The organism is Turicimonas sp. TL08, from assembly GCF_054660695.1.
In genome coordinates this window covers 1-16,215 of record NZ_BAAGDP010000028.1, presented here as the reverse complement: position 1 = coordinate 16,215, position 16,215 = coordinate 1, and the positions used below count along the sequence as shown (strand labels likewise).

Sequence of the window (16,215 nt, the reverse complement as noted above, 5' to 3'; positions counted from 1 at the left end):
GACTTCTATTTTTCCGGCTTCAGCGCGCGGTTGATTAGACTAGTGGCTACCAGCGGAATGCTGACATGAATACTTAAGCCGTTCGGAATATTCTGGGACAAGCGCACTGAACCGCCGGCAGCTCTTGCTGCTCTTTCTACAATTGACAAACCGAGCCCTGAACCGGTCGTGTTGCCGCGGGCTTGGTCTCCTCTCTCAAACGGGCGCAGAACTCTTTCGAACTGCTCTTCCGGCAAGCCTGCTCCGTCATCGGAAACCGTTAATTCCGCCAAGTTCCTCTTCTTGTTGTGCTTGAGAGAAATGTTCAAGCGCAAAATACCGTCCGTGCTTCTGCCGTACTTACCGGCATTAACGATAAGATTCTGAACGGCACGGGAGATATCCGTCGGATTAGCTCGAATTTCAAGGTTCGGATCAACCTCTTCAGTAAGCTGAACGTCATCCGAGCTTTCCATACGGCTCGAAGCGATGGCATCGAGAACCGTTTGAGAAAAGTTAACAACCTCAAGAGGCTGTTCACCTTCCCGCACATAAGCCATGAACTGCTTAACGATGTTTTCCATTTGGTCTAAATCGGAACACATCGCGTCGCGGGTTTCTTCCGATAGTGGAGCTAATTCGACTTCCAGTCTTAAGCGGGTGATAGGCGTTCTGAGGTCATGGCTGACGCCGGCAAGCAGCACCTCTCGGTCATTGGCCAGCCTCTTCAGGTCCTGCACCATCACATTAAAGCTCTCGTTGACTTCCTGAATTTCCTTAGGACCATCAATCGGCAGAGGTGCGGGAGCCCTGCCTCGGCCTAATTCTCGGGCAAATCGGGCTAGACGCTCTAACGGCTCGATAATTCTGCTGGTCAATAAGACCGTAAACAAAGTCACGACAAAGAGCATGCCGATGAACCAGAAAATCCAGTTCTGGCCTAATCGTTCGGGATTGATGTCTTTTTCAGTTCTAAGCCAGTATTCGTCGCCGTCAATATTAAAACTTACCCAAAGACCGGGCATGCCGTTGATGCTCGAGGCAAGTTTCGTTTTAGCTCCAAGCTGTTGGGTGACAAATTCTTCGACCATCGTATTTACCCGATCACTTGGTAACGGCCGAACAATATCACTGCTCTCTTTAGGAAGGATGACGAGACCTTCTCGTTGGGCTAAAGCCATGATCAGGTCGAATCGGTAACTCGTATCGGAGCTGATCAGAGCATAGCGGGTCAAGGTAGTGATCGATGTAATCCTTTGGGAAATACCTCTTGCCCGCGGCTCTTCATCCATCACGGATAAAACGTAGAGCCACGCCCCGATACTTGTTACCACAAGAATCAACAGCATCCCGAACGTTCTCCAAAATAAGCCCGAAGACCTAACCGGAGTACGCTGTTGAGAATCTGAATGCTGCTGTTCTTCCATAATTTAAGTTGATTACTTCAGAGCCTCGCTCTTTCCATCCGGAATAAAGACGTAGCCCAAACCCCAGACAGTCTGGAGATAACGCGGATTAGAAGGATCCTCTTCGATAATCTTGCGCAAACGAGAAACCTGAACGTCCAAAGAACGGTCAAAAGCTTCGTACTCTCTTCCGCGTGCCATTTCCATCAGTTTATCTCTGGAAAGCGGAACTCTCGGATGGCGTGCAAATGTCTTCAACACAGCAAATTCACCGGTAGTCAGAGGAATTTCTTCTTCGCCCTTCTTAAGTTTACGTGTACCTAAATCTAATGTGAAGTCACCGAACTGTACAACCTCATCGCCCTTACTTGGAGATCCCGGAGCTTCAACAGGTTCGCGTCTGCGCATAATGGCATGAAGACGAGCCAGCAATTCACGCGGGTTATAGGGTTTCGGCAAGTAGTCATCGGCACCCAATTCCAAACCCAAAATACGATCAATGTCTTCGCCCTTAGCGGTCAGCATAAGGATCGGAGTATTGTCTTTCATGGCGCGGATACGTCTGAGAATGGAGAAGCCGTCTTCACCCGGCATCATGACGTCCAAGACGACAGCGTCAAAACGTTCACGAAGCCACAGGCGGTTCATCTGTTGAGCATTTTCAGCAACAGTGACATGCAACCCATTGTTTACTAAAAATTGACGAAGCAAATCGCGCAAACGAGCGTCATCATCGACTACCAGAACACGCGGAGGCCTCTTTGCAATAGATAACGAATCTTTTCTTGAATTTTCCATACCTTGCATATCGATCACCTAAAAATTACTGCTTTTACAGCTTGCAACAGAATTTATGCTATTTTTTAACCCTTTTGTAAATTAGAACTTCCTTTTGGGCACAGAGTTTTATAGCATTACATATAACAATAAACAGAAAACAGAACCGAGGCTTCCTTTGAAAACGTTAATTGGGATATCTGTAACAGTAGTGATTATTATGCTACCTATTGAAGCCGTAGTACAGGCACACCCTAACCAAGAACGTGTGTATCAAAATGTATCGGCCCATAATAGAGTACATAAGGGGCCGGCTTGCGCTTTTGATACCTTACCCATGGAAGAAAAGGCCGTAGCTTGGCTTGATATGTCCCCTCGCCATCGTGATTTCCATTGGAGGGCCATGAGCGCCGAGGAACGCCAGGAACTGAAAAAACATCTCCCTAACAACGCTAAGCAAGCCATGACTCATCGCTATGCGCCTAAGCATTTTTATGACGGCATGAGCGATGTTCCGACTGGTTGGCGCAAACGCTTAACTAACGAAGAAAGAATGATTCTGCGCGAGCAAATTGTTCACGCGCAAAAGAACTTAACCTCTACAAAGTCGAGAAACTCCAAGACCCCGGCTGAAGCTGAAAATGATCTTGAACTTCAAATCAAGATACAAGAGCTCAACGAGAGAATGCACTCCGAATGCATCATGTTCTCCTTCAGTAATTCGGTACAGACTCTTCAGGAACCGAAGGACAATTTAGCAGTTCAGCAATCCTCCGACAGCGAGCTTTCTGCTCCGAAAGACCCTGTAGAGTTATCCGCTTCATCTGCTCAACCTGCTAGCCCAAATCAAGAAACTCCGGCCTCTCAACAGTAGAATATGACCGTTAAATTGGACGGTTATAAATGACGGATACTGCTATCAAACTGCTTTCAATCGAATCTGCCGGAACCCTTTGTTCCGTTGCGGTCGCCGGATTTGGCAAAAATGCTTTCATCTCTTCTGAGCCAGGTCAGAAACACACCTCTGTTATCCTTGGAATGATAAGAAATGCACTCCAAGAAGCTTCAGGCTCTCTAGATAGTTTGGATGCCATTGTTTTCGGTGCAGGCCCCGGGGCTTTTACCGGCTTGAGAGTCGCCTGCGGAATGGCTCAAGGCATCGGCTGGGCACTGAATAAAAAGCTGATTGCGGTTAATAACCTCCTTGCCTTAGCGTATAGACAGATAAACGCACTCAAAGAAGAAGATTCTATTCTCGTCTCCACGGATGCCAGAATGCATGAATGCTACACCGCGGTCTTTACCAAGCGCGGAGAAAGAATGGTTGAACGTGTCCCGGCTTTTCTTTCCGCTCCGGAAGATTTAGTTCATCATGCGGAAGAATCGAATTGCTCTGCCCTTTGCGGAAATGCTTTTGCTGCCTATCCCGTCGAAATACCGCCTGCTCTTCAATTGCTTTCGACTGAAGACGCAAATGCAGAAATGCTGCTTGTTCCGGCACTCATTGAATATGGGCAAGACAAACTTATTACCCCTGAACAAGCAGGTCCGTTGTATGTGAGAAATCACGTAGCTCAAACCATTGAAGAGCGTAAAAAAATAAAAGAAGCTAAATCTTCTTAACCTTCTGCAGCGACCCATGACGTCTTACAGAATAACTCTCATGACCGAAGCGCTCCTTCCGGAAACGGAGGCAATTGACAAAGTTTTGTTCCCGCAAGACTTTTGGACGGAAAAGAGCTTTCTCTCTTCGATGAAAGAACATCACGCTTACTGTATTGTCAGTAAAAACGGCAGCAAGGAATCGGTTGCCGGGTATGTCGTTTTCTCATCCGTCTTTGACGAGGGAGAATTGCTGCATATCGGCGTCTCTAAAGAGTTTCAGAAAAAAGGTCTTGCCGGACGAATGCTTTCTTTTATGAATGAATTCGGGGATGCAAATAAAATTAAAAAGTGGTTTCTGGAAGTCCGCCGATCCAATGACCCTGCCGTCGCACTCTATAAAAAATTCGGATTTAAAACGGTAGGAACAAGAAAGAATTACTATAAAACCCCAACGGGAAGAGAAGACGCATTAATCATGGTCAAGGAGACTGCATGTTAGATGAAAGAAAATCTGCTTTATGGCAGGCCTTAGGCCTTGGTCCGGAGTGGGTCCTCAGAGAGGAGCTCCAAGAACTGCAGCATGAACAAGCTCAGGCCAATGTCCCGGCTCCTGTACCAGCCGTGCCGTCCGCACCTTCCCCGACAGCCCCGGCTGCTTTGCGTCAGCCATCTGCAGCTTCTGCCCATCCCCAATCACCTGCAATGCCTTCGCCCCGCATACCGGCTCAGCCTAAAAAAACTCCGGCACGCAGAAAAGAAGGCAGAGGTGTCGCCTCTGATGCGTTCTCCCCGGCTCGAACTGAAAAGATTAAGAATTCCTCTTGGACAGAAATCATCTCGGAAGTTAAAAATTGCCATATTTGTGATATTTCATCGCACAGAATTTGCGCCGTGCCCGGTGAAGGAACTCCTCCGAAGGATCTTGTGCTCATCGGTGAAGCGCCGGGTGCGGAAGAAGACAGACAAGGCATTCCTTTCTGCGGTCCTTCCGGAAAGCTTCTCACGACTATTCTTCACGCTATAGGCTTGGAAAGAGGAAAAGATTTGGGCATTCTCAATACCATCAAATGCCGTCCTCCGATGAATGCCGATCCGTCGACTGAAGAAATGGCTGCCTGCCGGTGCTTCTTGGAGCGTCAGCTTGAATTAATGGATCCGAAAGTTATTGTAGCGATGGGCAAGCCCGCTGCGAAATCGATTTTCGGAACCGATGAAACCCTTACCTCACGGCGGCAGAAAGTGTTTGACATGGTTATTGCCGGCAAATCCCGAAAGGTCATCGTTACTTATCACCCGGCAGCTTTGCTCCGCAATCCTTCGGATAAGAGAAAAGCATGGGTTGATTGGTGTTTAGTTCTCGATACACTGAATAAGGCACGCAATGAGTAAAAATGAAATCAAAAAAATTCCTTTGATTGGCACCTCGCTTGCTGACATCAAACCTGAAACCAGAAAAAAAGAGGAACGGCCTAAAGGTTCTGAACTTTCTCTGTGTATCGCGCAAAATGCCCTTCTCCTGAAAGAGAAAAAAGAGCTGTTGGTGGTTATCTGTGCGAATCCTGCAGATGTCATCAGACTTCAGGAAGAAATTCCTTTTTTTGACGACTCCCTCAAAGTCTTGTCCTTTCCGGATTGGGAAACCCTTCCCTATGATGTGCTGAGTCCTCATGCGGATTTAGTCGGTGAAAGACTGGAGACTCTGTATACGCTGTTAAACAGAAACAGCAAAAATCGAGACCTTGATATTCTCCTAGTCTCCGCGACTACGGCCACGCAGCGTTTGGCACCGAAGCAGTTTATTGGATCCAACTCTTTGATGCTGAAAAAAGGTGAGAACCTAGATCCGCAAAAACTTAAATCCGAATTAGTTCAGGCCGGCTACGAACACGTCACGCAAGTTGTCGCCCAAGGTGAATTCGCCAGCCGCGGGAGCATCCTGGATTTATATCCGATGGGTTCTAAGCTGCCTTTCCGTTTAGATTTCTTTGATGATGAACTCGAACAAATTCGATATTTTGATCCCGACTCTCAAAGATCTTTAGAAGAAGTCCAGGAAATCCGGCTCTTGCCTGCGCATGAATTTCCAATGAATGATAAGACCAGAGAATTTTTCCTTTCCAATTGGCGGGAAAGATTTGAAGGGAATCCCAGCAAATACACGACATATAAAGATATCGAGAACGGAATTGCTTCTCCGGGAATAGAAAACTATCTTCCGCTTTTCTTCGATCATACCGATACCCTTTTCGATTTTATTGGTGATTCGGCAAAGCTCATGCTTATCGGAGGAATAGAAGAAGCGATAGTGCAGTTCGACCGTGAAAACGAAGAAAGAGCAAAGTTCTTAAAAGCGGAGAACACTCATCCGATTCTTCCTCTGAAAGAACTCTATATGACCTCACCGGAGTTTTTTGATTGCTGTAAAAAATTCCCCAGACTCTCCCTCTTCTCTTCAGATGACAATGCTCCCATCTTTGAGACAAGCATTGCCATTCAAAGAAAAAATCAAGATCCCCTATCAGGACTGAAAGGTTTTGCTAAAACAATCCAAGAGAAAGACGGCAAACTTCTCGTCTTGGCAAACTCTCCGGGCAGATTGGAAACCATCCATCAGCTCTTCAAAGAATATCAATTTAAAGTTGAAATCACCAAAGATTTCAACACCTTCATTGCTTCAAAACACCAATGCTGTCTTGCGTTCGGCCCTTTATATTCGGGCTTAAAGCTGGATAATCCGGTTCTAGCGATTGTGACTGAGGCGGAACTTTACGCCTACAGCGGTAAACCGATAAGAAGAACAAGAAGAAAAACGGAAACCGAGTCCAATCTCGACATGATGATCCGAGATCTTTCGGAACTGAAAGTCGGAGATCCTATCGTGCACCTTGAACATGGGATCGGTCGTTACCGCGGACTTACTACTATAGAGACGCCTGAAGGTCCGGCAGAATTTTTGCAGATTGAGTATGCAAAAGAAGCTAAGCTCTATGTTCCTATCACGCATTTGCATCTTATTTCCCGTTATTCCGGAGCTGATCCGGAAAATGCTCCGCTCCACGCTTTAGGCAAAGGAGATTGGGAAAAGGCGAAAAAGAAAGCGGCGAAGATGGTCAGAGATACTGCCGCCGAACTTTTAAATATCTACGCTTTGCGCGAAAGCCGTAAAGGGCACGCTTTTGAATACAGCGAGCAAGATTACGAAGCCTTCTGCGAAGACTTTCCGTTTGAAGAAACCGAGGATCAGCTCTCTGCAATCAGAGCCGTCAAACAAGACATGGAATCCGACAAGCCGATGGATCGTCTGGTCTGCGGCGACGTGGGCTTTGGTAAAACGGAAGTGGCCCTGCGAGCGGCATTTATTGCAGTGATGGGTCATAAACAAGTTGCGGTGCTCTGTCCAACAACGCTTCTTGCCGAGCAGCATGCGGAAACCTTCCGAGACCGCTTCTCAAACTGGCCGGTTAAAGTCGCTGAACTCTCCCGCTTCAGAAGTTCTACGGAAGTAAAGAAAGTCATTGAAGGTCTTGAAGCCGGTACCATCGATATTGTGGTCGGAACTCATAAGCTGCTTTCAGAACAAGTAAAGTTCAAAAATCTCGGTCTTGTCATCATCGATGAGGAACATCGTTTCGGAGTACGTCAGAAGGAACGCTTGAAAGCCATGCGCTCGGAGGTAGATATCCTGACCTTGACTGCGACACCTATTCCGAGAACCTTGTCGATGTCGCTTGAAGGTATTAGAGACTTCTCAGTGATTGCTACGGCACCTCAAAAACGTTTAGCTATTAAGACTTTCGTACAGAGAGAAACCGATTCGCTTGTCAGAGAAGCTTCACTGCGTGAACTGAAACGCGGGGGTCAGGTCTACTACCTCCACAATGAAGTAGAAACGATCCAAAACCGTCTCGATCAGCTTCAAAAACTTATTCCGGAAGCTCGTATCGGTGTAGCTCACGGCCAAATGAACGAAAGAGAGCTGGAAAAGGTGATGCGTGACTTCTACGCTCAAAGAACCAACATCCTGCTCTGCACCACGATTATTGAGACCGGTATTGACGTCCCCAACGCCAACACCATTATCATGCATCGTGCCGATAAATTCGGCTTGGCTCAGCTGCATCAGCTGCGAGGAAGAGTCGGTAGATCTCATCACCAAGCCTACGCCTACTTACTGACTCCGGGGGAGGGAGCCATTACGAAGAATGCGGCAAAACGCCTCGAAGCCATTCAGGAGATGGAAAGCTTAGGAAGCGGATTCTTTCTGGCTATGCATGACCTGGAAATCCGTGGCGCCGGAGAAATTCTCGGGGATAATCAATCGGGCTTGATCACCGGCGTGGGTTTTGAAGTCTATAACCAAATGTTGGAAAAAGCGGTTCTGTCTCTCAAATCCGGAAAAGAACCGGATCTGGAAGCACCCTTAGCGGCCACCACTGAAATTAACCTACATTCTCCAGCCCTGTTGCCCTCTGACTATGTTCATGACGTCCATCAGCGCTTAAATTTCTACAAGAAACTAGCTGCTGCCAAGAAGCGCGAGGAAATTATCGCTATTCAGGAAGAGATTGCAGACAGATTCGGTCCGCTGACTGAGGAAAGCCGCACGCTCATCAAGACGCACTTGATCCGCATAGAAGCCAAAGATCTGGGAATCAGAAAAATCGATGCCGGTGAGTCCGAAGCCATTATTACTTTTGACTCGGATGCACCGGTTGATCCTGCAAAGCTGTTCAGGCTTCTGCAAAGTAGTCGTTTCCTAAAAATGGCCGGACCAACTAAATTAAAATTAACGGATAAAATGGATACTGTCGATAAAAAGACAGAGAAAATCATAAAAATCTTAAAGGAACTAAAGTGAAACAGGACTTGGTTCTTCAGACAAAAATCGGTCATGAACACATACTCGAGAAGTTTCTGAAGTCAATTGGAAAAAAGGGAAAAATCAAAGAGCCCTGCTCCGTCCGACTTTCCGGAATGAATCGTGAAGAGTTTGAAAAGCTCTGGAGAGAAAAAGCGCAAGCTCTACAGATTGACGTCTGTTGGGTAGATCCTCATATGAAGCTCACCGACTTTAAGCTTTTTGCGACCGATATGGATTCCACGTTCTTGAATTTAGAAACTTTGGATGAAATGGCTGCTTTCGTCGGTAAAGGAGATGAAGTCTCACGCATCACTGAACTGACCATGCAGGGAAAAATCCGCAACTACGCAGAAAGTTTAACCGCACGAGTCAAATTAATGGCCGGAGTAGATGCTTCCGTAGTCGATCGTCTTATTAAATTCCATATCAAACCGAATCCCGGGGCCGAAGCGCTTGTTTCTGCTTTGAAAAAGGCAGGAATTCCGATGCTTCTTGTCTCCGGCGGATTCAGCTGCGTCACCAACGTAGTTAAAGAAAGATATGGTTTTACCCACGTCATCAGCAATGAGTTAGAAATTAAAGACGGTAAATTAACAGGCAGAGTCACCGGACCTTTCGGTACGCCAATTATCGACGGACGCGGAAAAATCTCATACGTTTCCGCATATGCTCTGCAGCATGGCATCGAACTTAACGAGCTCATTACGATGGGCGACGGGTCCAACGATATTCCGATGCTGGAAGCGGCAGGTTTATCAATAGCTTGGCATGCCAAACCGGCAGTTCGTCCTCATGCGAAATACGCTTTTGACTTCGCACCGCTCTCCGGTCTTTTGGCTTTATTTGAACATTAATTAAGGCCTCGAAGGCCTTAATTGAAATCGTTAGAACCACTGCGCAGCGAAGAAAATTGCTGCGCTTCCAATAGTAGAAAATAAAGAAGAAATTGCAATAACTTTCAATGCTTCTGACTGCTCTTTTTCGTTTTTAATCATATAGTTTCACCCTCCTGAATATTCTGGGGGGATGATACTAAATTGTTAGGAAACAATCAATTCTTCTTTGTATCGAACTTTGCCTAAAGCATAGTTTGCGAACAAATTGATTACTCATCTTGAGGAAGGTCGGCAAGAACTCCCTCCCCTTTGAAGCGCAGCTGATAAACAATTTCGCTCATCGGACCGAGACCTTCCCATTCATTGGCGTTGCCGATAATAATGAGAGATTCGATAGCGCGGCTGACCGCTACATTAATCAGATTCGGAGGCTCTGTTGCCCAAAGTCTAGCTCGTGAGCCCATCTCACCTTTCTTCGAACCAAGTACAAAAATCACGATATCGGCCTGCTGCCCCTGCATGACGTGTGTGGTGCCGATTCTAACAATGCGGAAAAAATCATTGCTTCGGCTTGCACCTTTTAGTTTTCCTCGAACTGCAGCGGCAACGGCACGGAACGGAGTGACGATCATTAACGTCTTGGGTTTACTCAACCCACCTCGCAAATTTGCGTTGACCAATCTGCCATAGATATAACGAAGAACATCAATAACCGCGTCAATTTCTTCATCTACAGCGTTTGTTGAATATTCTTGTTCAGGATTAACATCGAGCCAAAAACTTGGAATCAACGCTTCAATTGAGCCTCTATTGCGCCTTTCTTTACCCAAGACCATTTGGTTTTCGTAAGAAATAGCATTTGAAATATCAAACATCGGAGAAAAACTTCTTCTTTGGGCTCTAAGCGGAAGTCCGGTCCAAATAGAGGTCTCGATGTTCTCTCCGATGCGAGTGCCGTAGGTCTGAGTGTTATCACAGAGGTTTTGCAGACTGAAATTAAAAGGAGACCAGTTTCTTAACTTTTTATTCTCATCCGTTAAAAGCTCATTAATGACCTTTGGCAATGTAACTACCGGCTGAAGCTGCTGCGGGTCTCCGACAACAATAAGCCTCTTTGCCTTCTGCATCATCAGCACAGCCGACTGCGGCGTAACCTGGGAGGCTTCATCGATTAAAACCCATGGCAAAGAGCCTTTCAAATATTTACCGAAGCGCAGCGGAGAAGAAGCCAAAGTAGATGAAATCAGGGGACAAAAGAAACAAAAGGTTCCTAAGAAAGGAAGCGGATCGTTAATAAACTCTCTGTTTCCCATCGTCAAGAATGACTTTTCTATTGAATTCACGAAACGCTGACGATGAATCAAAATCGTATATTTGTGAAGTCTCAGAGAAGACAAAAATAATTTAGTCCGAAGACTGTCGAGCTCAGGTGCGGTATAAATTTGTTCCAGATGTCGGTCTAAATTTTCTCTCTTACTGAAATCGAAATAGAGTTCGCTGCTCTTTAAGCTTTCTTCTTTATGCAGAATGGACGTAACTTTGCTTCCAAGCCAGGATGAGGGAGAGGCGGCTTTAATATCCTTTAAATAAACTTTGTATTGCTCTGCGAGGCTCTCTCTTACTTGTGTATGCAGCTTCAAAAAGTTTTCTTTTTCCTTCTCCCAGAGTTTGCACACCTGAGCAAATCCACCGAGCTTTTCTTCTTCTGCGGCAAAAACATTTGACAGAACGGATTTGCGATTCTTATCCCGCTTGAACAACGCATCATAGGCTTTATTCCAGTTGGCGGACTTACCCAATGGAAGAGAGAGAAGCCCCCAAGACCATTGATTCTGTCCAAAAATTTCGTTGGAAAGATCAGAAAAATAATCTCCTTCCTCTTCTTCAAAACCATATTGAAGAGGAATTTCTTTAGAGATATTCTCAATCGCGTTGTTTGTGTTGGAAACAACAATAATCGGAAAGTCCTTAGTGAAATTCGGTTTTAAAACCTGAACCGGGGTTGTGTCGGAATAGGAGATTTCAAAAATTTCCTCGTTTCTGATATCTGAAATCCCGGCAATTTCATATCCTCTTCTGACGACCACGTCTGCTAAAACGTCTCGGAGAAGAGTTGTTTTACCCGTTCCCGGAGGACCATTAACGGTAACGATGGGATTGTATTCACTAGCCTGACAAATCCGAGATACTGCAATCTGCTGGCAAACAGACAACTTCTTGCTTAAGGAATCAGGCCATCGTCCAAGATTAAATAAACGCGGATCGGCAATTTCGTACAGAGCTCGGGGATCTCTTAACACATCGTTGCGGACACTGTTCCCATGAGAATATTTAAAGAAATTCGTTAGAACTTTACTCAAAAGCAATTCCGGTTTCTTTTCTTTTACCGCCAAAGAAAGATTGCCTAAGGGATCCAGATAAGGAGAGTTCATAAAATCATCGACGACTTTATGCGGTCTTTTTTGGAATTGTTCTACAACCCACACAGAATCAGCGGCAGCAATACCGGCAAGCTTACAAACATAACGACTGACTTCATCCAAAAAAGCAACGTTAACTTTTAGCTCATCTGGCTGACGAAGATCTCTCAGCCTTCTTACACCATGCTTAGACTTCGTGTACTCAACCGAGTACACCTCTTTCAGGTCTTTCTCAGGCACGTTAGAACTCAAAGCGCTCTTAAGATGGTCTCGGCACAAAGAAAAAAAATGAGAAACCAGAGTATCCCCTACGGCCAATTGTTCTGATTCGCCAGAGAGTTCCGAGCTTAAAGAAGAATTGTGTAAAGCCAGCCAACTCAAAGCTGAAGATGCATTAAATGTATGAGGGAGAACCTTTCCGAAATGGTTGATTTTAAAAGTTGCAAGGCACATCTTTCCGTTGCCGGCCGACTCGAAAAAACCAATATCGCTGACTTCAAGGTCTCTTTTAGACTTGGATGCGCTGAGAATATTAACGACCTTCTTAACATATTCATTAATCTCTACTACTCCAATACAGACAGTAAAGATCTTCATATATTCAGCAACTTCAAATTTTTCCGTGAGTCGATCCAACTCTATTTGGAAAGATCTTTTGCCCTCCTCTTTTACTTTATCCCAAATGAAAATATTGGCATTTTGCGTATTTATTCCGTCAGACAAATCCGCCATCAACATGTCCGGCTGGAGCTCAAAAGGCGTGAGCTCCTCGACCGTCATCCAGTACTTCAGAATGTTGGAAAGTTCAATGGGATCTAATTTCATGTATCAGTGGTTAAGAGCTTCCTGTAAAAGCTCAAGAAAATTGGACTAGAGGAGATAATATCTGAAATAAGTCCATGCTGAATAGCAAATCAGCATAACTAAGGAAATAAAACCGCATCGTCCGATGACGTTCCACATATTAGCCTTGAAATATTCTACGGTTACCAGAATACACAGATGAACCGGCGTCATCATTTGCCCTGCCAGACCAAAAACCATAGCAGTTGCGACAAGCAAAATATTACCCGGCGACATTAAAGCGACAATCGGAATGACAACAGCAATATAGCCTTGTGATTGGCCGGTCATTAAACCGAAAATAAAAGCCAAAGCAGCGACTATAACTTCCTGCGGTAAAGAAGAAGAATTAAAGGCATTAACAATTTCATCCAAGACGCCTGTGATTGTCAGCAACTGAATAAAGTAAAGAATCAGAACCACGTTTACTAAAAGCTTTACATCCAGACTTTCCAAGAAAACATTCTTAATAGGAATCTTTCTGCCGAAGGCGTAAAAAATTGGAATGAAGCCGACAACAACAAGTCCCATAGAAATAGCTGCTGATATGCCGAAGCTCACGATTAATAAGAAAGATGCAATGATCGGACCGAAAGCTAAGAAGAGACTCTTCCAATCAATATCGCGATCATTTGTCGTATTCGTCGCTTTTTCTTTGTCAACAATCTTCAAAGGCTGAACCAATAGTATCCAGCCAAGAACAAAGCAAAGAATCGTCACCCAACCTACTTGAATAATTAAGTCTTGGATTGTGACGTTGGCAATACCACAAGCAAGAATCATGCCGGGCATTAAGGGATTGGAAAACTCAAAGATGTGGCGGAACCACAAATTAATCACGCTTTTTTGTTCAGCGTTGACAGCTATTCCTTGAGAGGCTTCTTCAACAATCGGAGCAGAAAATCTCGCGCCTCCCATAGAAGGCAGTAAGCCAAGAAAAGCCGGCATAACCGCCAAAGTAACTTTATTGCTGGAGAAAATATTTCTGAAAGTTTTCACCAGACCGGAGAGAGAGCCGCTGGTTCTAAGCTCAACTTCCAGGCACATCACAAAATACAAACAAAATATTAAGTCCCAATTTCTTTGGATTTTGGCTGCTTGAATTGCCGCCTCCCAAAGATCAGGGAAAGATCTTGATTCGAATAACCAAATAAAAAGGCCGCCGCAGAGGATGGAAATTCCCATCATGACTTTGAAACGCAAAAGGACAACGATCAAAGCCATCGCAGCAATCACAATATAAAAGACTGAGTCCATTGAAAAACCTTGGGAATTATTGTTTTATTGAGTTGCAATATTATAAAAGCCTTGCGATTGATGAACCTAAAGACAAGGTTGTTTTCGCAAGGCAAAAAAAGTCCGCGAGACTAAGCCCGCGGAAATTCAATCAAAGGTCAAGCAAAACTTTACTTACGCGGTTTTAATTGAGTAAAGAAGTCGTTTCCTTTGTCATCAACAAGGATGAAGGCCGGGAAGTTTTCAACTTCAATTTCATAAACAGCTTCCATACCGAGTTCAGGGTATTCAATGCACTTGATGCTCTTGATGGAAGAGTCAGCCAATGCTGCGGCAACACCGCCGATGGTTCCGAGATAGAAGCCGCCGTGTTTCTTGCAAGCATCAGTAACAACTTGGGTTCTGTTGCCTTTAGCAATCATAACGTGAGAGCCGCCGGCAGCCATGAACGGATCAGCATACGGATCCATACGGTTAGCCGTTGTCGGGCCCATTGCACCGCAAGCATAACCTGCAGGCGTCTTAGCCGGTCCGGCGTAAAGAACAGGATGGTTCTTAATGTAATCAGGAAGTTCTTCGCCTCTGTCTAAACGTTCTTTGAGTTTAGCGTGAGCAATGTCGCGAGCAACAATGATCTTGCCTGTCATAGAAACACGTGTAGAGACTGGATACTTAGAGAGTTCTTTTCTGATTTCATCCATCGGTTTGTTCAAGTCAATCTGAACACCGGTGTCAGAACCTTCGTTCTTGTATTCTTCAGGGATCAACTCTTCAGGATGTTCATCTAATTTTTCGATGAACAAGCCTTCAGCTGTGATCTTGCACTTGACGTTACGGTCTGCAGAGCAGCTAACACCGATACCGATCGGGCAGCTAGCGCCATGGCGAGGCAAGCGAACTACACGAATATCATGAGCCAGATACTTACCGCCGAACTGAGCGCCTAAACCGATATTGTTGGTCATTTCGAGAAGCTTTTCTTCTAATTCAAGATCTCTGAAACCTCTGCCGGTTTCGTCGCCTGTTGTCGGAAGGGAATCATAGAAGTGGGTAGAAGCAAGCTTAACCGTAAGCATCGTCTTTTCGGCAGATGTACCGCCGATAACAATAGCAATGTGATACGGAGGACAAGCGGCTGTACCGAGATCTTTGATCTGCTGCATCAAGAACGGAATTAAAGCATCCGGATTAAGAATAGCTTTAGTCTTTTGGAAGAGATAAGACTTGTTAGCTGAACCGCCGCCTTTGACGACACAAAGGAAGTTGTATTCCATACCTTCTACTGCTTCAATATCGATCTGAGCAGGAAGATTGCAGCGGGTATTAACTTCTTTGTACATTGTCAGAGGAGCATTCTGAGAATAACGCAGAGCCTCTGTCGTGTAGGTGTCATAAACGCCTTTACTGATTGCTTCAGCGTCATCAAAGCCTGTCCAAACCTGCTGGCCTTTTTCACCATGAATGATTGCTGTACCGGTATCCTGGCAGATAGGCAAAACACGATTAGCAGAGATCTGAGCATTTCTGAGCATTGTGACTGCTACGTATTTATCGTTATCGGAAGCCTCCGGGTCATGAAGAATCTTGGCAACAGCTTCATTGTGAGATCTTCTCAAAAGGAAGTTCACATCTTTAAAAGCCTGATGAATAAGAGTGGTGATACCTTCTTTTTCGATTTTTAGAATAGGTTGGCCTTCAAACTCTCCAAGGGAGACAAATTTATCTGTTAACCGGTAATATTCGGTCTTATCTTCTCCCATTTGGAACATTGGAGCATAGTTGAAGGAAGGGGTTTCTGCCATGCAAATCTCCTTAAATAATTTCTAAAGACTGACTGTGACCGTAAAGATACACCGATTTTATGAATAAATGTAAAATATTTAACCTTTAGTTAATATAAACCCGTATAACTTTCGGATGATTAGGTCACAAATAAGAGGAGAGAAGATTAGTAAATTATCTAATAAATTAATAAGTTAAATTCGAATATCTAAAACTTATGAACTAGATAATAACTTATTTAAGGTATAACAAAAATAAGACAGATATTAGGGTATTTGCTAATTATTATGTTTGAAATTTCAAACGGAAATTATAAAACAGAAAACCCTCGGAGCCGTAATGGCTTCGAGGGTCTGTTTTAAATAATTGAGCCCGGAGGCTACCTACTTTCGCAAGAAATACAACTCACTATCATCGGCGTGGAGGCGTTTCACTGTCCTGTTCGGGATGGGAAGGAGTGGTTCCACCCT

The 16,215-nt window shown here is 44.9% G+C and carries 11 protein-coding genes and 1 rRNA gene; 6 read left to right on the top strand and 6 right to left on the bottom strand.

What is annotated here, in order from left to right:
* Positions 1-5 precede the first annotated feature (5 nt).
* Entirely contained in the window at positions 6-1,328 is a 1,323-nt protein-coding gene (locus tag ACYQ4O_RS11480) for an ATP-binding protein (RefSeq protein ID WP_308514211.1), read from the bottom strand.
* Positions 1,329-1,418: 90 nt separating this feature from the next.
* Entirely contained in the window at positions 1,419-2,192 is a 774-nt protein-coding gene (ompR, locus tag ACYQ4O_RS11475) for an osmolarity response regulator transcription factor OmpR (protein ID WP_308514210.1), read from the bottom strand.
* A 181-nt stretch (positions 2,193-2,373) separates the two neighbouring features.
* On the opposite strand from ompR, the gene ACYQ4O_RS11470 reads away from it, so the two are divergent.
* Genes ACYQ4O_RS11470 through serB form a run of 6 tightly spaced genes read left to right on the top strand, consistent with a single transcriptional unit; the run spans position 2,374 to position 9,482 of the window.
* Positions 2,374-3,036, top strand: coding sequence for a hypothetical protein (locus ACYQ4O_RS11470; RefSeq protein ID WP_460175685.1), 663 nt, complete (start codon positions 2,374-2,376; stop codon positions 3,034-3,036).
* A gap of 29 nt (positions 3,037-3,065) precedes the next feature.
* On the top strand, positions 3,066-3,785 hold the full coding sequence (gene tsaB / locus ACYQ4O_RS11465; protein WP_460175684.1) for a tRNA (adenosine(37)-N6)-threonylcarbamoyltransferase complex dimerization subunit type 1 TsaB: 720 nt from the start codon (positions 3,066-3,068) through the stop codon (positions 3,783-3,785).
* Positions 3,786-3,801: 16 nt separating this feature from the next.
* A complete protein-coding gene (rimI, locus tag ACYQ4O_RS11460; RefSeq protein ID WP_460175683.1) occupies positions 3,802-4,266 on the top strand; it encodes a ribosomal protein S18-alanine N-acetyltransferase in 465 nt (154 codons plus the stop codon).
* Entirely contained in the window at positions 4,260-5,156 is an 897-nt protein-coding gene (locus ACYQ4O_RS11455) for a uracil-DNA glycosylase (protein WP_460175682.1), read from the top strand. The genes rimI and ACYQ4O_RS11455 overlap by 7 nt, the downstream gene beginning before the upstream one ends.
* Positions 5,149-8,625 (top strand): transcription-repair coupling factor, encoded by a 3,477-nt coding sequence (gene mfd, locus ACYQ4O_RS11450; protein WP_460175681.1) that lies wholly within the window; start codon positions 5,149-5,151, stop codon positions 8,623-8,625. Before ACYQ4O_RS11455 ends, mfd begins: the two co-directional genes overlap by 8 nt.
* Positions 8,622-9,482, top strand: coding sequence for a phosphoserine phosphatase SerB (gene serB, locus ACYQ4O_RS11445; RefSeq protein WP_308514203.1), 861 nt, complete (start codon positions 8,622-8,624; stop codon positions 9,480-9,482). The genes mfd and serB overlap by 4 nt, the downstream gene beginning before the upstream one ends.
* 251 nt (positions 9,483-9,733) lie before the next feature.
* Here serB and ACYQ4O_RS11440 read toward each other — a convergent pair whose 3' ends face one another.
* From ACYQ4O_RS11440 to rrf, 4 genes are all read right to left on the bottom strand, one after another.
* A complete protein-coding gene (locus ACYQ4O_RS11440; protein ID WP_460175680.1) occupies positions 9,734-12,709 on the bottom strand; it encodes a DEAD/DEAH box helicase in 2,976 nt (991 codons plus the stop codon).
* Positions 12,710-12,754: 45 nt separating this feature from the next.
* Positions 12,755-13,984, bottom strand: a complete 1,230-nt coding sequence (locus ACYQ4O_RS11435) for a DUF401 family protein (protein WP_460175679.1) — start codon at positions 13,982-13,984, stop codon at positions 12,755-12,757.
* A gap of 149 nt (positions 13,985-14,133) precedes the next feature.
* Complete coding sequence (locus ACYQ4O_RS11430) at positions 14,134-15,765, bottom strand: fumarate hydratase (protein WP_460175678.1); 1,632 nt, start codon at positions 15,763-15,765, stop codon at positions 14,134-14,136.
* Between the two features lie 350 nt (positions 15,766-16,115).
* Positions 16,116-16,215 (bottom strand): 5S ribosomal RNA (gene rrf, locus ACYQ4O_RS11425); the annotation flags it as partial.